The 22,178-nt window shown below is 48.5% G+C and carries 18 protein-coding genes; 4 read left to right on the forward strand and 14 right to left on the reverse strand.

The annotated features are described in order from the left end of the window. The 11 genes from EIZ48_RS27005 to EIZ48_RS27055 form a co-directional block, all read right to left on the reverse strand. Positions 1–622, reverse strand: a 622-nt coding sequence (locus EIZ48_RS27005; RefSeq protein ID WP_205298621.1) for a hypothetical protein, incomplete at its 3' end; no start/stop codon positions are given. After that, positions 603–3,167: an Ig-like domain-containing protein gene (locus EIZ48_RS27010; protein ID WP_160658341.1), complete on the reverse strand. Its 2,565-nt coding sequence runs from the start codon at positions 3,165–3,167 to the stop codon at positions 603–605. The genes EIZ48_RS27005 and EIZ48_RS27010, both read right to left, overlap by 20 nt. A gap of 59 nt (positions 3,168–3,226) precedes the next feature. After that, complete coding sequence (locus EIZ48_RS27015; RefSeq protein WP_160658342.1) at positions 3,227–4,318, reverse strand: TIGR03032 family protein; 1,092 nt, start codon at positions 4,316–4,318, stop codon at positions 3,227–3,229. 16 nt (positions 4,319–4,334) lie between these two features. After that, positions 4,335–5,642, reverse strand: a complete 1,308-nt coding sequence (locus EIZ48_RS27020) for a S8 family serine peptidase (protein WP_160658344.1) — start codon at positions 5,640–5,642, stop codon at positions 4,335–4,337. A gap of 52 nt (positions 5,643–5,694) precedes the next feature. Further along, positions 5,695–6,228 (reverse strand): phage tail protein, encoded by a 534-nt coding sequence (locus EIZ48_RS27025; protein WP_160658346.1) that lies wholly within the window; start codon positions 6,226–6,228, stop codon positions 5,695–5,697. A gap of 10 nt (positions 6,229–6,238) precedes the next feature. Then, positions 6,239–6,769 carry a phage tail protein gene (locus EIZ48_RS27030; RefSeq protein WP_160658348.1) on the reverse strand — a complete coding sequence of 177 codons (531 nt, stop codon included), beginning with the start codon at positions 6,767–6,769 and terminating at the stop codon, positions 6,239–6,241. Positions 6,770–6,779: 10 nt separating this feature from the next. Next, positions 6,780–7,310, reverse strand: a complete 531-nt coding sequence (locus EIZ48_RS27035) for a phage tail protein (RefSeq protein ID WP_160658350.1) — start codon at positions 7,308–7,310, stop codon at positions 6,780–6,782. Positions 7,311–7,349: 39 nt separating this feature from the next. Continuing rightward, complete coding sequence (locus EIZ48_RS27040) at positions 7,350–7,640, reverse strand: DUF6916 family protein (protein ID WP_160658351.1); 291 nt, start codon at positions 7,638–7,640, stop codon at positions 7,350–7,352. Between the two features lie 43 nt (positions 7,641–7,683). Beyond that, the gene (locus EIZ48_RS27045) at positions 7,684–8,190 is read right to left on the reverse strand and encodes a GNAT family N-acetyltransferase (protein WP_160658353.1); all 507 of its coding nucleotides are present in this window, start codon (positions 8,188–8,190) and stop codon (positions 7,684–7,686) included. A 42-nt stretch (positions 8,191–8,232) separates the two neighbouring features. Further along, positions 8,233–8,979, reverse strand: coding sequence for an NHL repeat-containing protein (locus EIZ48_RS27050; protein WP_160658355.1), 747 nt, complete (start codon positions 8,977–8,979; stop codon positions 8,233–8,235). Beyond that, complete coding sequence (locus EIZ48_RS27055; protein WP_160658357.1) at positions 8,979–10,619, reverse strand: aspartyl/asparaginyl beta-hydroxylase domain-containing protein; 1,641 nt, start codon at positions 10,617–10,619, stop codon at positions 8,979–8,981. The genes EIZ48_RS27050 and EIZ48_RS27055 overlap by 1 nt, the downstream gene beginning before the upstream one ends. A gap of 306 nt (positions 10,620–10,925) precedes the next feature. On the opposite strand from EIZ48_RS27055, the gene EIZ48_RS27060 reads away from it, so the two are divergent. Next, a complete protein-coding gene (locus EIZ48_RS27060) occupies positions 10,926–11,648 on the forward strand; it encodes a YebC/PmpR family DNA-binding transcriptional regulator (RefSeq protein WP_160658358.1) in 723 nt (240 codons plus the stop codon). 189 nt (positions 11,649–11,837) lie between these two features. Here the strand turns inward: EIZ48_RS27060 and EIZ48_RS27065 are convergent, their stop codons facing one another. Then, complete coding sequence (locus tag EIZ48_RS27065; RefSeq protein ID WP_075764305.1) at positions 11,838–13,226, reverse strand: carbohydrate porin; 1,389 nt, start codon at positions 13,224–13,226, stop codon at positions 11,838–11,840. A gap of 525 nt (positions 13,227–13,751) precedes the next feature. Here EIZ48_RS27065 and EIZ48_RS27070 point away from each other — a divergent pair. Further along, positions 13,752–15,875, forward strand: coding sequence for a methyl-accepting chemotaxis protein (locus EIZ48_RS27070; protein WP_160658359.1), 2,124 nt, complete (start codon positions 13,752–13,754; stop codon positions 15,873–15,875). Positions 15,876–15,889: 14 nt separating this feature from the next. On the opposite strand, the gene EIZ48_RS27075 is transcribed toward EIZ48_RS27070, so the two are convergent. Further along, positions 15,890–16,909, reverse strand: a complete 1,020-nt coding sequence (locus tag EIZ48_RS27075; protein WP_160658361.1) for a LacI family DNA-binding transcriptional regulator — start codon at positions 16,907–16,909, stop codon at positions 15,890–15,892. A 274-nt stretch (positions 16,910–17,183) separates the two neighbouring features. Beyond that, complete coding sequence (locus EIZ48_RS27080) at positions 17,184–19,556, reverse strand: Lon protease family protein (RefSeq protein WP_160658363.1); 2,373 nt, start codon at positions 19,554–19,556, stop codon at positions 17,184–17,186. A gap of 250 nt (positions 19,557–19,806) precedes the next feature. Here EIZ48_RS27080 and EIZ48_RS27085 point away from each other — a divergent pair, with 250 nt between their 5' ends. Next, a complete protein-coding gene (locus EIZ48_RS27085; RefSeq protein ID WP_160658365.1) occupies positions 19,807–20,346 on the forward strand; it encodes an RNA methyltransferase in 540 nt (179 codons plus the stop codon). Between the two features lie 334 nt (positions 20,347–20,680). Beyond that, a complete protein-coding gene (locus EIZ48_RS27090) occupies positions 20,681–21,994 on the forward strand; it encodes an anaerobic C4-dicarboxylate transporter family protein (RefSeq protein ID WP_160658367.1) in 1,314 nt (437 codons plus the stop codon). Positions 21,995–22,178 lie beyond the last annotated feature (184 nt).

Consider the following 22,178-nt stretch of genomic DNA (forward strand, 5'->3'; position numbering starts at 1 on the left):
TCACCGACAGCGTCAGGGTGCCGTCGTTCAGGTTACCCAGGTTGATATTACCGATGCTTTGCGTTGCGGACGTCAAGGTACCGTTGCCGGTCACATCGCTGCCGCCGTTGGCGCTGGAGATGGTATAGCTGTAGCCGGCGCCCACCTCGGCACCGGTAAAGCTGAACGAGGCGCTGCCTTTCTCGGAGTCGCTGTAGAGGGTATCGCCAAAGGCGACACTGTGGCCGCTCGGCACCGCGGTATCCAGCGCACTGGTTGCCGTCACCGCCGTGGCCGTATTGCCCGAGGTATCCGTAAGCGTCACCGACAATGTCAGATCACCGTCGTTCAGGCCGCCCAGGTTGATGTTGCCGATACTTTGCGTGGCTGACGTCAAGGTGCCGTTGCCGGTCACATCGCTGCCGCCGTTGGCGCTGGAGATGGTATAGCTGTAGCTGGCGCCCACCTCGGCACCGRTAAAGCTGAACGAGGCGCTGCCTTTCTCCGAGTCGCTGTAGAGGGTATCGCCAAAGGCCACGCTGTGACCKSTCGGSGCCTGCGTATCCACCGTCAGTGACAGCTGGGTGGCCGCGGTATTGCCGTTGCCCGCCGCGTCGGTGAAGCTATCGGCATTGATGTCCAATGTCGCATTGGCTTCTGAGTTGGCTGTCGGGGTGAAGATCGCGCTCGCTGTACTGGGTGGCGCTGGTAGACACGAAGTTCGACAACTCGCCGCCCGTTACRCTGATATCGCCAATGTTGAAGTCGCTGCTGGCCTCGCTCAGAACAATACTGATGGTGGCYGTCTCGCCCRCTTTYAGCTGCGTRTCCGAGGCGCTRAAGGTGGTGACCGTCGGCCTGGTTTTATCCAGCGTGGCCGTATCCGTCACCGCCGTCGCCRCATTGCCCGCGCTGTCRGTCACTGTCACCGACAGCGTCAGGGTACCGTCGTTCAGGTTACCCAGGTTGATATTGCCGATGCTTTGCGTCGCTGACGTCAGGGTGCCGTTGCCGGTCACATCAGCCCCGCCGTTGGCGCTGGAAATGGTATAGCTGTAGCTGGCCCCCACCTCGCCCCCGGTAAAGCTGAAGCTTGCCGAGCTGGCTTCAGAGCTGTTGTAGCTGGTGTCATTCAGCGCCACGCTGTGGCCGCTCGGCACCGCGGTATCCAGCGCACTGGTTGCCGTCACCGCCGTGGCCGCATTGCCCGAGGTATCCGTAAGCGTCACCGACAGTGTCAGATCACCGTCGTTCAGGCCGCCCAGGTTGATATTGCCGATACTTTGTGTCGCTGACGTCAAGGTGCCGTTGCCGGTCACATCGCTGCCGCCGTTGGCGCTGGAGATGGTATAGCTGTAGCTGGCGCCCACCTCGGCACCGGTAAAGCTGAACGAGGCGCTGCCTTTCTCCGAATCGCTGTATCGGGTATCACCAAAGGCCACGCTGTGACCGCTCGGTGCCTGCGTATCGACTGTCAGCAACAGCTGGGTGGCCGCGGTATTGCCGTTGCCCGCTGCATCGGTGAAGCTATCGGCATTGATGTCCAACGTCGCATTGGTTTCTGAACCGACCGTCGGGGTGAAGAGCACGCTGTACTGGGTGGCGCTGATAGACACGAAGTTTGTCAGGCTACCGCCCGTTACGCTGATATCGCCAATGTTGAAGTCACTGCTGGCCTCGCTCAGAACAATACTGATGGTGGCCGTCTCGCCCGCTTTCAGCTGCGTATCCGAGGCGCTGAAGGTGGTGACCGTCGGCTTGGTTTTATCCAGCGTGGCCGTATCCGTCACCGCCCCCGCGGCATTGCCCGCGCTGTCGGTCACTGTCACCGACAGCGTCAGGGTGCCGTCGTTCAGGTTACCCAGGTTGATATTACCGATGCTTTGCGTCGCTGACGTCAGGGTGCCGTTGCCGGTCACATCAGCCCCGCCGTTGGCGCTGGAAATGGTATAGCTGTAGCTGGCCCCCACCTCGCCCCCGGTAAAGCTGAAGCTCGCCGAGCTGGCTTCAGAGCTGTTGTAGCTGGTGTCATTCAGCGCCACGCTGTGACCTGTCGGGGCCTGAGTATCGACCGTCAGTGCCAGCTGGGTGGCCGCGGTATTGCCGTTGCCCGCCGCATCGGTGAAGCTACCGGCATTGATATCCAGCGTCGCCGTGGCTTCCGAGTCAGCCGTCGGGGTGAAGAGCACGCTGTACTGGGTGGCACTGGTAGACACGAAGTTCGACAGCTCGCCGCCCGTTACGCTGATATCGCCAATGTTGAAGTCGCTGCTGGCCTCACTCAATTCAATGGTAATGGTGGCCGTCTCGCCCGCTTTCAGCTGCGTATCCGAGGCGCTGAAGGTGGTGACCGTCGGCTTGGCATCATCAACTGCATTTACCGTGATATTAAAAGTCGCGCTGCTGGTTGCATTATTGGTCGAGTCTTTAACCGTAAAGGTAAAGCTATCAGAGGTCGTATCACTGCCATCGTGAACATAGGTAATATTGTTATTTACCAAATCCTGCTGAGTGAAAGTACCGCCACTGGTCAGTGTTGTGCCATTGTTTTTTAATGCCCCATTACTTGGTGCGCTACTGCCCACGATAAAACTAATATTAGAACCACTATCTTGATCATCACTTGCTGATAGCTGACTTGTAGTGATGGTTGCAGTTGCCCCTTCATCTAAAGTGAGGCCTGTATTGGTATTAACGGTCGGTGCTGTAGTATCTCCGCCGCCACCACAGTCTGCATCACTGTTACATTGTTGATCTGGGTCATTAGTACAAAAAGAAGAAACACCTGTTGAGTAACACACTCCGTTACTTTTTATCTTGCCAATTATAAAATATGAGCTAGTTCCAATTTCATTATGGCTAACAGATTCAATGGATTTAATTAATCTTGATTGATAATTTTCTTTATTCTTTTTGAGTCTTTCCAAAAATGATTCAACTGATTGCTGAGCCACTTCTGGATCACCCATGTTTGCTTTCGGCTCCGCGCTCAAAGCACCAAAGCCCGAAGATATTATCTGCTCATTATCAGTAGACTGTGTTGACTTGATCCACTGACCTTTATTACGTGAACCAGAATAACTGCGCACTGAGCGACTAATCGGGTTGGCATGAGCTAGCCCACCTGCCACAACGCCTCCAAATACAGCGGCGGACAGAACTTTGATTGTTTTATTTTTATCACCCATTTTCTATCCTTAGAGAACGGCTCAAGTAAAATGTATTTTAGAAACACGCCTAAACGGCCCTATGAGACGTTGCCAGTACTCGGAAATTGAAAGTAATCAGCCAACACTTCATCGCGCCATTCCATTACTTCAGGGAAATGACAATTTTCAGCAATGGCGACATCGTAAAGTTGACTTATATCGCCATCAAACTCCAAAAAGGTAATGAGTTCACCAGAATTGATGTCCAGTACCCACAAACCACATTCTGTATGCTCAAACTCATTACGGATAGGCATATAAATATTATTTTCCGACGGCCTAATTTTCGAGGTTGCTACAAATAGTAAGCCTCCATAGTGTGACATCCCCCTTGTAAAGCCTTGTATTTTGCAAAAAATCGTTTTCTTTCTGGTATTCGGGTCTAACTTCCACACAATCCCAGCGCCCGACTCGCAAAAATAAACATGTTCATTAATATATCTTGGTGAATGAGGCATACATATACCATCGACTAAAACTTCATTGTTATGTATATCGATCAACACACCTTCAGAGTTATTCCCAATATTGCGCCAATGGCCTGCCTGATCACTTTGGTTAAATGCAGTGACATACCTCGGTTTACCTTCTTTCAGTGCCATACCATTAAGGTGGCAGCGATCTTCCGGTACGAGTTCCGTAATCCATTTTGGTTTCCAGTAAGGCTCAAAACTAAATTGAGGAGTGATTTTACAAATACAGGAAAAACTGGAATTTACGGCCCAAAGAGTTCCATCCTCCCCCCAGGCAATATCATGTATATTAATCATGCCTGATACATGAGAAGTTCTAGGAATAAAATAGCTATCGACAATGTCACTGTCGGAGACTTGACGACTGATAGTATCATCACGACGATAATCTAAAATTTGTGCCCAGATCCCCAAAGTCAAATGCTGATTATTAATTGCCAGCCCCATTGGTCGTGGACAATCAAGAAAGTGCGTATCAATCTCACCATTATGACTTCTTAAAGTAATCAATTTACCCGCTTGATAAGAGGTCATCATAATCGCAACATTAAGCTCCTCTAATAATTCAGGAAGCAATGAATGGTATCTTGAACTCGTATCATACCTGCTGATTTCACTCTCCTGCTTAGTGCCGTTAGCATTATTGTTTTCTTCCATCTTTTTTAATTCCTTATTAACGACTTGCAGCTTTATGAACAGCCATATAGGCATCAACCATATTGAAGCCATATTGCTGGAACAGGACGCTTTGCGGCTCTGTTTCAGCCGCACCTAAAATAGTTTTAATTTGAGCAATACTGAGGTTTGGGTTTACCTGTAGCATCAATGCAATAACAGCTGAAACTACTGGGGCAGCTGCTGACGCTCCTCCTAAGTTACCGACAATGGCATGATCTCTTGAGTCTATCGTTGGTAATAGTGTTGGAGCAGCCACATCAACTGTACTGCCATAAGAAGTAACTAAATGCCCGTATTTATCGACACCAGCAACTGACACCACACTCCTAGAGGCCTGTATTGTACGGCTATTGCTAACATCTTGTTTTTTATTGCCAATACCAAACACAATGACAGTACCCAACCCTTGCCTGCCTGAAGTGGCAATTTCTTGAACCACATCCGCGACAGGTTCAAGTAAAACCGGCAGCCCCCAACTACAATTGATAATGTCGGCGCCAGCCAAGTAGGCCGTATAAAACGACAAGATAATATCAGACGTCCAGGCTAGCGTGTTTTTTATCGCGATAAACTCTGCACCATCAACCGCCGCACTTAGCTGCTTTGATCTTGAGTCTGCAAATAAAATACCCGCAACCAATGTGCCGTGCTTTTCAGCAGGACCATTCGGAGATACATCATCGCTTCTGTCTGTGACATTGAATGCTAGAACAGGTTTCGCTAAATCAGGATGAGTGAAGTCAAAACCATCATCTATAATGGCGATTTTTAGTGGATTTGTTAATGCTTGTTTATTTAATAATAGTTTAGCTTCAGAAAAATGAATCCGATCTTTCCAACGATAAAAAATCTTACGCTCTTTCTCTTTCTCAGTAGAGAAAAACCATTTGTTTTTGGTTAGTTGTAATATATCCGGTTGGGCCAATAGCACACCTTGTAGTTGCATCATTTCACCTGCAACCGAAAATTCATTCCACGCTGGCTTTAATGTCACCATAAAGTAGGCAAATTGATTGAACTGTGCCAACAATTCACTGCCAGCGAAACCAGCATGTTTTACGACACCTAGAGGTATACGAGCTCGCCCAAACGCTCTAACTCGAGTTTTAAGAATCAATGCCTGCCGAGTGGCAAATACATTACCTTGCTTATCCTCAAAAAAAGAATAACCCTTGCTCGTACCAACTTTGGGTTGAAAAGCAGAAAGCCGCTCCAGCTTATCAAAATTAATAAACTCAACGGCACTGACTTTAAGACTTAAAAGACAGAAGACAAGCATTACTAACAACGAGCGACTTAACACTTAAACCTCAATAATCATTCTTTAAGCCGATAAACTGCATCGGCTTAAGCTGTTAATTTCTTGATGGGAATAACCCCATTAAGGCAATGCAAAACGGCATAACCAAAAATGGTTGCCGGTTTTCATGGGCTGCACTTGCACCTGCTACTTGCAAAGTTGCTGAACTCATATCCTGCAAGCCTGTTGGCGCTGCGTTTAAGTTTCTCACGCGTACATTTATATTTGTATCAATGGCAAGATAATTTCCAGCCCCTGAATGACTATCCCCCGCTTTGTTAATTCCAGTAACTTCGTGAGTATGAGCTGGTAACTGTGTCTGATCCAAAGCGACCTGATTAACACCACCTGGATAACCAATAGGCCGGTATGACAAACCGGGAGCTTGCCCACTGTGCATCGGCGCCCGCCCCTTTAAATTTGGTAACCCCATTGACGTTGTTCCATTGCCACCGTAGGTTGTACCAATGACAGCATACAACGTCGAATTTTGTGAAATAGGCACTAACTGCCCATCACAATAGGCAAAGTCCCGAGGGCTAAATGTATATGGGGTGATGCGAATTTCACCAATAAAAGGTTCAGCCATACGTTTCTCCTTAATTTCTTGATGGATAAAGGCCTGCCATAGAGACAATAAAGCTGACTCCCAGATACGGCATCATATTGTAGTGCCCCTGTCCATTTCCTGTACTTTGCACACTGCTTTCAGCCATTTTTTGCCCGTCGGCAGGGCTATTCTGAGTCAGATAAATGTTATCGCTGTCCTCCAGTGACGCTGGCACATTTCCGATTGCACTGGCATTGACGGCCTGTTCTTGGCTTATTTGAAAGCCATGGCTATGTGCTGGCATTTGCTGTTCAGTAATAGTTACTTGCTCAACACCAAAACGTTGGCCTATCATCCTTGGAGTTAGTCCCGGACCATCACCTTGACCAACGGGCAACCGACCACGTAAGTCCGGGAGCATAAAATTTGTCCTACCATCACCGCCATAACCTGTACCAAACAGAGAAAACAGTGCTTGGTTTTGCCCGATAGAAATATACTGTCCGGAACAAAATGACCATTGCCTCGGAGCGAAATTTCCACCAAACATGCGAATTTCACCTAAAAACGACTCCGCCATAAGTTACTCCTTAATTTCTTGATGGATAAACACCGGTCAAAGCAATACAAAACGACATCACTAAACTCGGCTGCATATTTGAATGGGCTTGATTACCACCAACCGCACTTACAGTATCGCCAGCCAAGCTAGCAAGATTACTTACTGGGGCATAACAATTGGTTTGTACCGGAGGGTTCTGCCGGTAATCCAAACTCGTTGCGAAATAGGCGGCTTCATAACTCGGTATTTTGGCACCATCATCACTTGTTGCTTTCACCACATGACTGTGTGCAGGAAGTTCATTCAGGTTAAGAGCTATTGATTCAAAGCCATAAAACTGACCAGCAACATATCCATTACCTTCATGGACAGGCACTCGTCCACACAAATCAGGCAAATTAAATGACGTTCTCCCATCTCCACCATATATCGTACCGAGCAGAGAAAATAACGCCGTATTTTGGTTGATTGAGACAGAGTCGCCATTACATAATGCCCAATCCTTTGGTGGCCAGTTAAAGCCAAACATCTTTACTTCACCATAAAAAGGGGTCGCCATACTCATCTCCTTATTGAGTGTTGAGTAACTGAATGAAAACTAATCTAGCTTGCGGTTAACGATAATTTCGTACTCAGTTGCGCTGTTCGGGCATAAAAACAAATCAACCTCGCCAAATGCCGGATGGCTTAATTGGTATGTACCTTGTCCGAGGGGATTATCAGCAGTTCCCAGCAAAGTCACACAATACGAGTCCCATTGCTTGCCTGAGAGCTTCGTTTTTTCCACATGGGTTAACTTCAGCTCAATTATTTTCTTCTGTTTTAAGTCACAAACCTGTACAAAATCGCCGATAATAGGTTCCAGTATATTTACCGCAAATTTTTCCATTCTTGTTCTCCGTATTATCTAATTAATTTATAAATCTGACTTTTCATGCTCTGATTTTTGTCAATGCCGGATACCAAGCCAGAAAGTCATAAGGGGGCTGACTCTGCTCAATCTGAAAACCTAAACTCAGATATAGCCGCTTAGCGGCTAGATTGGTTTGTGCGACACTCAAGGTTAGTGGCGCCCCGGCATTAGCAGAACAAACTTGAAAAGACTGAACAATTGCACGCCCAAAGCCATGTCCGCGTGCCTCGGGTAAAAAGGCAATATCAATCAGACGAATTTCATTGGGGCCAAAGTCAACCGTTGCCTTACCTATAGGCTGATGGTGTTTTTCAATAATGAAGTACATAGCATTAGGAAATTGATCACCATAGCCTTCATTCTGAGCGCGAAATTGCATTTCAATAATGGCCTCAATTTGATCTTTGTCGCCATCAATAAACTGAAGGTCGTTACGAACCGCATGGTGCAGCTTTTCTAAAAAAGTTTTATCCGCAGCCCTAGAGGGGCGAATATGCAAACCTTTTGGCGGAATAAAATGCTTCATCTGGTTAACCCTAGTTTTTTTCATTATTTAGTTGAGATCTCATTACAACACTGCAAACTTCCACGTATTTTCACCACTCAACCCACCAGTCACCTCAATCTGATCTCGCCCGTCAATACTTTTCACCATCTGTAGCGGACTTAATCGTGCCCGCCCGTACTGGCGCACAAATTGATTATCGGGTGTGAATACTTTTATTTGCCGAGCCCCCGTATCCCAAACATGAATATTGCCCAGGGAGTCTATCGTGAGTGAACCTGGCCCGTTTAACTGCTGCGGTTTATCAATACCAAACTCACCAATGGTCTGGACGAAAGCCCCGTTTGAGCTCAGATGAGTAATGGTGTGCTGGCCGGTAAACAGTACAAAAACATCGCCGCTTTCGCTCACGGCAAAATCTTTTAATATGCCTAGCTGATCACTAAATGGGATTTCGAATCGAGGCTGTAAAGAAACTAAATCATAAACGTGTATTGAAGACTCGTTCTGGTATGAAAGGTATAAAAGATCCTGATATCGACGCGCCATTCGAAGCTGTCGTGTCAAAGTCAGCGTCTCCCCCTCAGGCGTTTCAACGGTAAAGGTTGGCGCGTTGATTCCCAATGAAGCAATTTGATGCTCGGTCAGGCGACTACAATTATCTTGAGCGGTACCTTCTGTTGATAATTGGTTACTGGCAAATACCGGTGCTGATAATCCCGCTACACTGGCCACGCCCAAAGCAGCAAGGCCCGTACCGATAATCTGACGACGTTGCTGATCTAATTCTACAGGTGATCCCTTTTGCATTACTCTTGCCCCTCGATTTCTGCAGTATCAGTTGTTGATGGTGTAAACGATAAGGTGTACCCCGGCTCTAAGCCTGTGGAATACGCTAGCTGTACAACGCCTCTGGCCTTCGACGTCTCAGAACCGCAAATGAATTGCTGCGTCGACGATGAAAATGGGATCACGAAAGGAAGGTTAAGGCTACAGTCATAGGCGGTTAAACGGTGATGCCCATAAACCTGAATGTCTGTGCAAATCTCGATAGCCTGAATACTACTCTGCTCGGGTAGAGCTGCACTAATGTTCAATGCCTGTTGATTACCGCTAGCGAAATCAGACGCCGTTGCACGATCCAGCCGTCCTTTCGCCGCTAACGGTATGCGTTCTCCGTTGAGATCTAACCCATTCACTGACAGTTCAACGGCCTGCGGAATCAATGTCCCTGTCGGTTTTAGGTATGGCACTAGATGAGAGAAAATACTGACCTGTGGTTCTGTGGCCAACGCTGCCTTCATGGTCTCCGAAACAACCAAGTCAATCGGCTCTTCAGGCTGCCAACGGGCTGCATCGGCACAGGTATAATCTGCCACGCGATCTCCCAAGCCAAACGATTCGACTAAAGCTTGGAGCTTCTCCAAGGACTCGGCGTGAATATCAAGCATGGTTACCTGAAGCTGCTCTGCTGAAAACATCCCCATCAGCGGCAGTAATAAAGTCGCAAAAGGACCGGTTCCGGCATATAACACCGAAACTGGTTGTTCAGGGTGTAATCTTTCGCTAATGGCCTGATGGATACCGCGTACAAACACCGCGGTGCGCAACACTTCTTCCGCACACTGCGCCGCCGTTGTCATTGATACCGCCTTCCCATAGGGTGTCATGGTAAAGTCGGTGTCCAGGAAAATATCGGGGTGCAAGTCCAAAGCGCTCAAATTGGCTAGGCTGGTTGCCAGTTCCCTTACCGGCTGACGTAATCCATAACGTTCTTCGTGCGGACAGGACACAATCTGCTCAGCCAACTTAATTAACCAGGCTTGTCGCTCTGGGACTGAATAGTCTGCCAGCTCACGATGCTCCGGCAACCCCAGCATATTTCGCAGCCAGTCGTTGGCAATACAATCAATCACCACATGGATACGGTCTTTGCTTCCCCGGTGGTAAACCGCATGTTCCATATCAGCATTGAGGTACCACAACTCGCCCTCGCCCATATGGGCCGACTCGCCCTCGACGATAAACTCGACATCGGGATCGGTTTGCAGGCAGAGATGAAGCCGAGCCTGACCTTTCGAGAAACACAAGCCGTGATCACGATGCGGTGCAATTGTCGCACCTGGGCTTAAACGCATTAGCCGAACTGAAAGAATGGGACAGCTTAGTTGACTGAGAAAAGCGGTAAGTTCCGGGCAGCCCTGTAACGAGGCATAATTATCAAAATCCGCCTCAGATTCTGACTCTTCCAGCGCAAATGCCTGCAAGATCGGTGATTGGTCCTGGTACTTGGAAAGGCCGCGCAATGGAAAAACATCCCACGCACCGTCATAACAGGCACGGTTAACATGCGCTAACCACTCAACATCCGACAGCGCTTCAATTGAAGCCAGTAAGGTTGGAGTGATAGGAAAATCTATCGGCAGACGACGGAAACCAATGTCTAACATTTCACACCAAAATGCAAAGAATGATAAACACAATATTAAACTCTGAGCATATTTGAGCAAAACTTATACGGTATAACCTAGGTTCAAAATTCAATATATGCAACGTGGGTCACAATTATATCAACGCTCTGAATATATTGTGATAAAATCATCAACAGCTCATCTGCATACTTAGCTCTCACTCCGGGTATCTACCAAGCCATTTACCAGCCCAGTCAGCTTAAACCCCTAGCCTTCCCCCCTCACTAACTGGTAAAATCCGCCCTCAACAAAAGTCCCAAATATCAACATAGAGAGTTATTCCTCATGGGAAGAAAGTTCGAAGTACGCAAATTGTCGATGGCAAAAACACAAGGCGCCAAGATCAAGGTTTACTCAAAATACGGTAAAGAGATCTACGTCTGTGCTAAGAACGGTAGTCCTGATCCAGAAAGCAACCTTGCACTACGCCGTTTGATTGAAAAAGCTAAAAAAGACCAAGTACCATCTCACGTTATCGAAAAAGCGATCGATAAGGCCAAAGGTGGCGGTGGTGAAGATTTTGCGACTGCGCGCTACGAAGGTTTCGGCCCAGGTAACTGCATGGTTATCGTTGATTGCCTAACTGACAACAACAACCGTACTTTCATGGATGTTCGCCAGGCATTCGTTAAGAACCACGCCAAGATTGGTGGCCCAGGTACAGTTGCTCACATGTTCGAGCACCAGGCCGTATTCCAGTTTAATGGTGACGACGAAGAAGCCGTTCTTGAAAACCTGATGATGGAAGATGTTGACGTTAGCGATATCGAGTGTGAAGACGGTATCATCACTGTTTATGCACCGCACACTGAGTTCTTCAAGGTCAAGAATGCGCTAACGGCAACAATGCCAGATGTCACACTGGATGTTGAAGAAATCTCTTTTGTCCCTCAGACAATGACTGAGATTTCTGGCGATGATGTAGCATCATTTGAGAAATTCCTTGATGCGCTAAACGACTGTGACGACGTTCAGAACGTTTACCACAACGCTGAAATTGCTGACTAATCATAAATTTAGTCTGATGAACAGCCAAAAGCCGAGCACTGCTCGGCTTTTTTGTTTTCTAGCCTGTCCATTCGTTCGCACAAAAAAAGCGGCGGCACAAGGCCACCGCAAAACTGAAGATTACTCTAAAAAATCACAAGTTTAAAAGGCTGCTCCAAAAGATTAATGAATGCGATTTATTGCATCCGACTAGAACCAGGTCTCCATCTGCAGAGCAAAGATCATTTCGCCACCTTCGCCCATGGTGCTTGCATCGTTGTCCAGGCTCACTGAGTAGTTGTTCAGATCTTCGCTCCAGTCAACATATGATGCTGCAAAACGAATTTCCGGGCGCTGGAAGAAACCACCAGACGTATCTAGCTTGAAGGTTGGCGCAATCGTCGCCTTATAGAAGCTACCGTCAGCCTGCTCGGTACCGTTGTCTAGATCCATGTACTGGTAAGAACCTTCGTACACCATCTCGAAGTTTTTGGTTAGCTCTTGTGCCAAGCGCACATTCGCCGTCGCCCATAGGAACTCATCACCGTCTTTAACACGATCTTTGCTAAATTCACCCAGGAAAGCAGGCGCAATACGCCAGTTATCGGCAAAGCGGGTTACACCGTAACTGAACAAGCGCACCGCCTGGGCATCTTCGTTCAGGTTGCCGTTTGAACCAATCCCCTTCAGCTCGGCACCCAGGCCCTGACCGACAAGAATACCTGTTTTGGAGAAGCCTTCACCGCCGCCGTAGAAGTTGTTGCCATGATAGGCGAGTAAAGCATGGTAACCATTTTCGGCACGTTTGGTCGGTGATGATGCAGTCTGATCTCTGTCTTCATTGTCTGCAGCTGTCATTGCGTTAAGCATTAACTGCCACTGGCCGATGTAGTTGTTCATCGTAACAATGTAGTTTTCGACTTCCAGGCTTGAGCTATCAATGGTGCCGAAGTCACGACCATAAATAGAGAAGTTGCTCTGCCAGTCTTCGCTAAACTGAACATCATAAATACCCGCACCGGTACCAGACAGGAAGACAATGTCTGTATCCATGAAGTGAATATCGAAGTTATCGCGGTCAAAACGTTTACCAGCCCAAATGGATGCATAAGCCAGCGCACCATCAAACGAGTCCAGGCCTCCTAGCTCGGCAAAGATCTGGCGAACGTTCAGCTTAGAGTCATCAGCTGTCCACTCGTTGTTGGTTTCGGTGCTGTCCGCTATCATCACGCGGTATTTTGACCATGAACCGTCATCCTGACTGATATTATGATCAAGGATGACTTCTACATAGTTGTCATCTTCAATACCCAGACGACCAACCGCTCCGCCCAGCGCACCTGCCGCAGTCATATACGGGCCAGTGCCTGATGCGCCGTTCAGATCGTCATTAATTAGCAAACCTGAGCGAGCATAACCGTGAAACTCAAACGCAGACGCCTGCTTCTCAGCATCAACTGCCACCTGCTCTGTTTTTTCCAGACGCTTCTCTAAATCAGCAATCCTTTGCTCTAAGCTCGCTGTATCGCCTTGCGCCAAGGCGGCACCAGAGCAAGTTACGGCAAAAGACACTGCAAGTGATAAGAGGCTTTTTTTCATCATTCTAATTCCATCTATCCATTAATTTGTAAACCACTAAACAACGGAGCTGATTATTGCTAAACCGATTTAGTTGATCGAGCAAAACCTGCTAAAACCGTTTAGCTTTGTGATCATAGTGTCAAAATTGCGCGTTATGTGATCTAGATATATGCAGGAAAGGAATATGATTTATCATGCGAATTTCGCACTAGTCGCACATAAACTCTGGTTATGACGAAAACTTGTCTGATCGGGTATTAGAAGCGTTGGGTTTGATTTTTGGCACTGAGAGTTGAGGAAAAATGCCACAAAATAGTGCAACAGATAGTGCACCCGCTCTCAAGTGGTGCAACAACATTCTGCGCTGTGCGCTTGCCTTAAGGAGACTCCGAAATATCAACACAAAAAATGGCACTTTATTGCACCAATTGTCCTGCTAACACTGCATTGCCAGCGCAATTCTCTGCGCTATGTTCGTTTTCCGACAATGGCACCAAGATTGCTTTAAAGGTATCAATATCATTGAGTTAGGGAAGACATAAGATGAACTTGTCGGAAAAAGAAAAGCGCTGGTTGCCGTTATGGGGCTCGACGGGAAAACTAGCCATGCGAAAGGCCTGCTGGCTTAACCGTTCCCGCCGTACGACACTTGAACAAACATTTGAAAGTATTGCGAACAACCGCGTTCACATACTCCAGTCCTGGGTAAACAGCCAATGGGACTTCCTGCAAAATGCCGCCCTGTATGTCGCCACCAAGCCAGACGACGAGAAAAACAGCGTACTAAAACACTTACTGGAACGTAACGGCGATTTCTCGGAGCTTTTCATTGTTCAGACTGCCGGTAGCGTGAGTTTCTCAAGTTATGAAAGACATATCAGTACCCGGCACGAAAATAAAACGATACTCGAACAGGGACTGAAAGCACCGTTCCTGCACGGACCCTATGTCGACAAAGCAACCTTGCAAATCGGCCCCTCGAGCTCAGCGTTTCATGATGAAGTCACGCTGATGTTCTACCAGCCCCTGAGTGTCGACAACCAGATTATCGGTTGCCTCTGCGGCCGTGTACCCAACGATGTCATGGGGGATTTGATCCAGCGTGAAGCCGGCCATATCTATAATGAGTCCGGCGACAACTACATATTTATGGTCGAATCTCGCCTCGATCCCACGATCCTTCCCGGTACCGCCCTCTCCCGATCCCGTTTCGAAGACAATACTTTTTCCCATGGCGAGAACCTAAAATCCGGCGTGAACACCAACTGGGGGATGGTCAAGATCCGCCAGCATACCGAGTTTGAGATCCGGTTTACCGATCCGGCGACCAACGAACTGCATCCCGGCGTGCGGGAAACCATCGCCAACGGCTCCAACCTCTATATCGATTACCCGGGCTACTCCGATTACCGGCACATTCCGGTTATCGGCAAGGGCGTGACCTTCCAGCTCAAAGGATCGCCTGATCGTTGGGGAATGATGTGCGAAGCCGATCTGGAAGAGGTCTACCGCCATCGCTCGCTGGGTTTTACCCTGAGCAAGCAATACACCCTGGCACTGATATTCTCCCTCCTCACACCGCTGCTACTGACCCATTGGCTGTCGCTACCAGTCTACCAGCAGGGGCTGGTCACCCTGCTTACGATTATTCTCAGTACACTGAGTTTTACCTTCCTGGCCGCCAAACCCATCGCCCGACAGCTACAACAAATGTCGGATGTTATCCAGACCATTGCCGAGGGTAATGGCAACCTTAAACAACGTTTGGATACCGGCCGGTTCAAGCCGGATGAATCCGGAGATATGGGGCGCTGGATCAACAGTTTCATCGACAATCTCGACGGCATTATGAGCGAGATGATCCATGCCTCCAGCGAGGTGAAACAGGTCAGCGAATCCATGCTCAGACGCTGTGATCTCGTTGATCAATCCACCATTGCGACAGCCAACTCAATCGATGCGATGCTGTCTCTTGCCGACAGCCAGCAGCAGGAGATTTCCAATGCAACCGTCGCTGCCAATACCATGCAGCATGAGATGCACAGTACAGTTGATAACGCCCAGAAGGAATACCAGCAAGCTGTCAGCAATACCAATAAAATCAAGGAGATTGTCGAGGCCTCGGCACGCAGTGTCAATGATGTAAACAACCAGATGCAAGAGATTGACGACATCGTCAAACTGATTTCGGAAATCACCGATCAGACCAACTTGCTGGCCCTTAACGCGGCTATCGAAGCTGCCCGCGCCGGCGAGCATGGCAGAGGTTTTTCTGTGGTGGCTGATGAGGTACGCAACCTGGCTACCAAGACATCACAGGCAGCCAATCACATCGGCAGCATTATGACCAAGTTACGGCAGGAGTCGGAAACGGCAGTCAACTTCATGGAGCAAGGAGTCAAGAATGTCGAGCAGAATACTTTCCGTCTGGATGACGGACAACGAAGCCAGAAGCTTCAGCAAGCAGTCGACACTATGTTCGATAATATCAGTCACATCGCCAGTTCAAGTGAAGAACACGCCAACACCGCTAAAAGGGCTCAGACCACCACACAATCGCTGGAGATTTCATCACAACAGCTAGCCCGTAGAACCACACTGCTCAAAAATGCGATCAGCCGACTCAACCAGTTGGTCGACCGTTTCGAAGTCTCGAAGGCGGCCTAAAATCGCGCGGGCACCTATTGGCTACGCCAGCAGATATTGGCATCCAGTGCGAAAGAGGTTGGCGTGACGCGTTGACTCGACAACAATAGCCGGATCAGTTGAAAGCTGGTCTGAGCTATCTTTTCACTGTCCTGGGCAACGGAATCAATATTAAGCGGCAGACAATCCAGCAGATCATGGTTATCAAAGGTTGCCAGCCGCATCTCTTTGCTTTCCAGCGCCTCCAGGCAATTGTGTTCTTTCAGGTAACGCAACACCCCTTCAAGCAAAGTGTACGAGGCTGTAAACAAGGCCTCGGGCAACCGCCCCAGCTCCTGGTGCAACTGCTGCATCATTTCATAACCCGATTCCGGCTGATAGTCTCGGTGACGGATCCACTCTGGGTTTTCGTCGACGCCCGCCCGCTTCAGGCCCAACTCGAAACCTGCCAAACGGTGGCGACTTGGAGACAACTCTAACTGGCCACCAAAATAATAAAACTCGGAGACAGGGGAAGCCGCAATTCTCTCTATCAAGTCAGCTGTCACTTTGGCCGCATCCGTCAGCACCAGAGGCAATGCAGACTGGCCAATATGCCTGTCGAGCTGTAAAACCGGGATCTGCTTGGTTAGAGTCTGGTAGAACTCATCAGATGTTTGGCTAGAGGCGACAATCAAGCCATCAATCTGACGACGGATCAGGCCATCGACAACCTGACGCTCAACATCCGGATCATCTTCCGAGCAGGCAATCAGCAATTGCAGCCCTGCCTGGCGACAAAGCTTTTCCAATTCACGTGCGATCGAAGCAAAACCAAAGTTCGTCAAGTCTGGAATAACCAAACCAATTGCATCAGAGCGGTTGGCCTGCAATGACTTTGCGTGCAGATTCGGCGAATAGTGGTTTTCTCTTGCGACAGCCATCACCCGTTCACGGGTTTCTTCTTTGATCCTGAACGTCGATGCTCGGCCATTGAGAACCATACTTGCTGTTGTTTTAGAGACACCCGCCAATTTAGCAATGTCGGCAATTGTTATACGTTTTCTTTTTTCCACGACTAAACCGTTTTAGCTGCTACCATCAACCTATTATCTGGCCTATTAACGCGAATGGAAAGCAAAACGAATTAAAACTGGCTTTGGATCAAAAGAAATTAGGCAGGATTAGTACTAATTCTAGGCAATCAAGGTGTTAGCCACATTTTAGAATGTGACTTTCTTTATCAAGTTCACCGCAGATGCCAGCGTTTATAGACAAAAAAGCCAGCAGGGACACCTGCTGGCTAGATAGACTCACGCTTCAAATGGAGGATTCAGTTCCTCGATACGGTTACAGCCTCAATGCATTGAGCTTCACCTGGGCCTGACCATACACAGAATCAAGCGGATAGGCATTGTCGTCAGACACAGTACCGGCCGGTTTGCCTGTCAGGATCTCAATCGCCTCGGTGACATGGCTGATAGCCCAGATCTGAAATTCTCCTTTCTCTACGGCAGCCACGACATCTTTACGGAGCATCAAGTTGTGGGCATTCGACTTGGGAATAATCACGCCTTGTGTTGGGTGGCGGCCTTTGATGCCACAGACATCGAAAAAGCCTTCAATCTTCTCATTTAAGCCACCAATTGGCTGAGCCTCCCCGAACTGGTTCATGGAACCGGTGATGGCCACATCCTGGCGTATCGACATGTCTGAGAAAGCAGAGATAATTGCACATAGCTCAGCCATCGAAGCACTGTCACCATCCACCCCGCCGTACGACTGTTCAAAAGTCAGGTGAGTGGTCAACGGGATCTTCTTCGCCTTGCCAAAAATAGAGGCAAGATAAGCCGACAAGATCATAACGCCTTTGGAATGAATACGACCGCCAAGCTTCACATTGCGCTCGATATCAAACACTTCACCCTCTCCGTACGCGGTTGTCGCGGTAATGCGGTTAGGAGCACCGAACTGGTAGTCAGTGGTCGAAATCACAGATAGACCATTGATTTGGCCAACAACCGAGCCTTGGGTATCAATCAAGGTGGTTCCATTGGTAAACGTCTGCATCACATGATCTCTGAGCCTGCTAACCCGCTTCTCCTGACTCTGCAATGCCTGCTCGACATGGTTGGCGCGGATCATAGTCGCCTTTGACGATTTCGCCACGTAATTACTTTCGCGCAGCAAGTTGGCAATATCGGCGGAATGCAGTGACAGTTTGTTCTGATCATCAGCCTGGCGTGAACTGTAATCGATGATCCGGGCAATCGCCTTTCTATCGCAATGCAGCATTTCGCTGTCATTCACAATACTGGAGATAAAACGGGCATACTGCACCTCGGATTCGTCGGTACGCGGCATCTCGTCTTCAAAATCAGCCGTCACCCGGAACAGCTCGCTGAAATCAGGATCATAGTGCTGAAGCAGCTGATAGGTCTGATAGTCTCCGAACAAGATAATCTTCACATTCAGTGGGATATCTTCCGGTTCCAACGAAATGGTGCCCGACAGTGTCACCTCTCGCTCCAATGAACTCACGTTCAATTTTCTTGCCCGCAGGGCTCGTTTCAAGCCATCCCAGACATAGGGACGTTCCAGCACTTTCACCGCATCCATCAGCAGCACGCCGCCGTTTGCCCGGTGCAGACTGCCTGAACGGATCAGAGAAAAATCGGTAAAGACCGTTCCCTTGTAGGTGGCGTTTTCCACGTAGCCAAAGATGGAGTGATAGCTCGGACTGTCTTCCACCACGATAGGAAATTTCTGATCCGGCTGGCTCACCACCACATTGACCTGATAACGGCGCGGCATTTTCTTATCGAGCGCCGCATAGGCAAGCGCGACCTGCTCTTCGCTCTCTTCGAGGAAGATATCCAGATTATCCAGAATATCTTTCTGCATTGCGGTCAGATACGCTTTCACCTCAGACTGACCCTTATAGGCCTCTTTTAGCGGCTTGATAAAGTGCACCACTACATCGAGGGCGACTTCTTCATTAAGTTTCTGAATTTTATCGGAGAATTCTTCTTCCAACTCGGTAAGCTGACGAACGATACCACGAAGCTGTTTCTCCAGATCGTTAATCGTCTCTTCGAACTGTTGCTGCTCGTCCTCGGACAGCTTGGCAAAGCTCTCTTCGGTATGGGGTTCCTCACCGTTCAGCGCCACCAGCTGATACTCACCCTGAGTGGTCAGCGACAGACTAACACTCTTCTCTTTTGCCTCATTGGTCAGGGTCAGCAACGAGCTTTCCTGCTTCTGGGTCAGCTGATTTTTCAGCGTTTCGGAACGGCTGTAATACATTTCGTTGTCGAACGCCAACGGCAGGGCCTTGACCAGCCTCAGCATCAACTTCTCGATTTCTTTCTTGAACTTCTGCCCTGTCCCTGCCGGCAGCTTCAGCACTTTCGGGCTACGCGTTTCCTCGAAATTCGCGACATAACACCAGTCATACAAAGGCACGCCGTTGCCATTCGGATCATGGCGGTTCAGATAACGCAGCACCATGGTGCGCTTACCCAGACCATTACGGCCAATGGCATAGATGTTATAGCCCTTCTCTTTGATCGACATGGCAAACTCAACGGCCTGCTGTGCCCTTTCCTGCCCGACGATTTCATCAAGCGGCGTCAGGTTCTTGGTCGACTTGCAATCCGCCGCCAGTCCATTCAATTCTGATGCGCGATACAGCTTGTCACTGCTTAGAGGTGTAATTGACATAAAGATCCCTCTTTTTATGACATAAGTTACCTCCAGTGTAGACAGTAAATTATTATCTTTTAGTGACTTATCTACCGTTAAGGGGGCAAGGACACAACTTTCAGCGTGATCGCTCACTTTATAACCATATTCTGCACATTTTGCAGTGGCCTACGTTACGAATAGTGCGGTACTTACCCTGAGCTACCGCTCTGCGTTGTGCTTTGATAGAATGCCGCGCTCTTTCACACTTGGTAGACGGATAACATCGATGAACAAAGCCCGAGTCACTATTGGCCTTAGTAACCCCAAAAGCCCTTCTAACGTCGGCGCCGTCATGCGTGCTGCAGGGTGTTACCGTGTTGATTCGGTCTGTTATACCGGCAAACGTTACGAGCATGCCGCAAAATTCCACACCGATACCAATAACATCTCGGGAAAAATCCCGCTTATCGGGATGGATTCACTGCTCGATGGCTTGCCTGACGAGACAAAAGTTGTGTGTGTAGAACTGGCTGAAGGCGCAATTCCCCTTCCGCACTTTCAGCATCCGGAAAACGTACTGTATGTGTTTGGCCCGGAAGATGGGTCAATCGCTCAAGATGTGGTCGACCGCGCAGATGCCGTTGTCTATGTCCCGACGGTTGGCTGTATGAATCTGGCAGCAACTGTCAACGTATTGCTCTATGACCGCCTGGCAAAGTCCGAAGAAATGCTAGCTGGCGATGAGCTTATCCGCCAAAGCAGGGACAACCGGAATCGCCTGGTGGTGAAAGCAACAGCAACAGCAACAGCAACAGCAACAGAATAAGCTATTCATAATAGCCATCAGACTCACAATGAAGCAGGTGCACTCTCAGCACCTGCTTTTGATTTTACCCACACCGCTCTATTGCCAGACTCAACATCCCAAACTCAAACCAAGCCAGCCATTTTGTTATTAAACGCTACAAGTATTCTTTATAGCGATTACCACCAATTACCTCTACTTAACAACTACTTATTACAAGACGCATTAGGCCTTACTTTTTACAAGGTCATACTGCTTTTGTGTGATGAATGTTTGATTGCGAGAAATATTAAACAGATATCATGTGCAACCAAATTTTTCATTTACCTTAAACGCTGTCATCAAGGAGATTGATGTGTTTTTTGTTGAGTTTTTAATTGTACTCGTCTGTATTTTAATCGGGGCGCGGATCGGTGGTATCGGTCTGGGTGTCATGGGGGGCGTTGGTCTTGCCGTCTTAAGCTTCGTATTTGGCTTGCAGCCTACTAGCCCGCCTATCAATGTGATGCTGATGATCATGGCTGTAGTTGCCGCGGCGGCATCCATGCAAGCAGCTGGTGGTCTCGATTTCCTGATCAAAATCGCCACTAAAATCCTGCGCAAAAACCCTAAATACATTACTTTTATCGCGCCGGTTGTTACCTACGTCTTCACTATGATGGCAGGTACAGGCCACGTTGCCTATTCTGTTCTTCCGGTTATTGCGGAAGTCAGCCGTCGCAGCGGCATTCGTCCTGAGCGTCCGATGAGTATGGCGGTCATTGCTTCCCAGTTTGCTATCGTTGCCAGCCCAATCGCTGCAGCGGTTGTTGCACTGGTTGCCTTCCTTGAACCTCAGGGGATCACTCTTGCCGACGTGCTACTGGTCACCATTCCGGGTACTAGCCTTGGTCTGACGGCTGCCTGTGTCATCGTCAACAAACTGGGGAAAGAGCTTAAAGATGATCCTGAGTATCGTCGCCGCATGGAAGATCCAGCTTTCCGCCAGGAAATGGAACAAGAGGTGCAGGTTGAAGAGCTTGAAGTGAAACCTGAAGCCAAAAAAGCCGTTTCACTATTCTTGTTCGGTTCGTTAATTGTGGTTCTAATGGGTGCCTTCCCATCACTTCGTCCTAGCTTTGACGGCAATGCCATGGGCATGGCCCATACGATTGAAATTGTCATGCTGTCTATTGCAGCCCTGATCATCCTGATCTGCAAACCAGACGGTTATGCCATCACCCAAGGTTCTGTATTCCATGCAGGTATGCGCGCCATTGTTGCTATCTTTGGTATCGCCTGGCTCGGTGACACCTTCATCGGCGGTCATGGTGTAATGGTGAAAGAAACGGTGGCAGGTCTGGTCGAAATGGCCCCTTGGACCTTTGCCTTTGCACTGTTTGCATTGTCTGTCATGGTTAATAGCCAGGGCGCAACAACCGCAGTACTGGTACCGGTAGCCATCACTCTTGGCCTGCCACCTGAAGTGATCATCGCGACCTTTGTTGCTGTGAACGGTTACTTCTTCATTCCAAACTACGGCCCAATCATTGCCTCAATCGACTTTGACCGTACGGGTACTACCAACATCGGTAAGTTTATCTTTAACCACAGCTTCATGATCCCGGGTCTGCTAAGCATGGTATTCAGTATTATGTTCGGCTTCCTGTTTGCCGGTATCGTACTGTAATTAAAAGCACTTTCTATCCAAGCCCTACAATCGCAGGGCTTTTTTTTGGTTCTTCGCAGATTAGCGGGAACTGAAAACAAAAACGGTAGTAAGTGATATGGTTTAGTCGCCAAACAAAAACCTACACAAACTACCGTTTTCATGTCGAATAATACTTTCCTATCTTCCTTCTGGGAAGGCTTTC

The organism is Photobacterium alginatilyticum (assembly GCF_009910675.1).
Classification (GTDB): domain Bacteria; phylum Pseudomonadota; class Gammaproteobacteria; order Enterobacterales; family Vibrionaceae; genus Photobacterium; species Photobacterium alginatilyticum.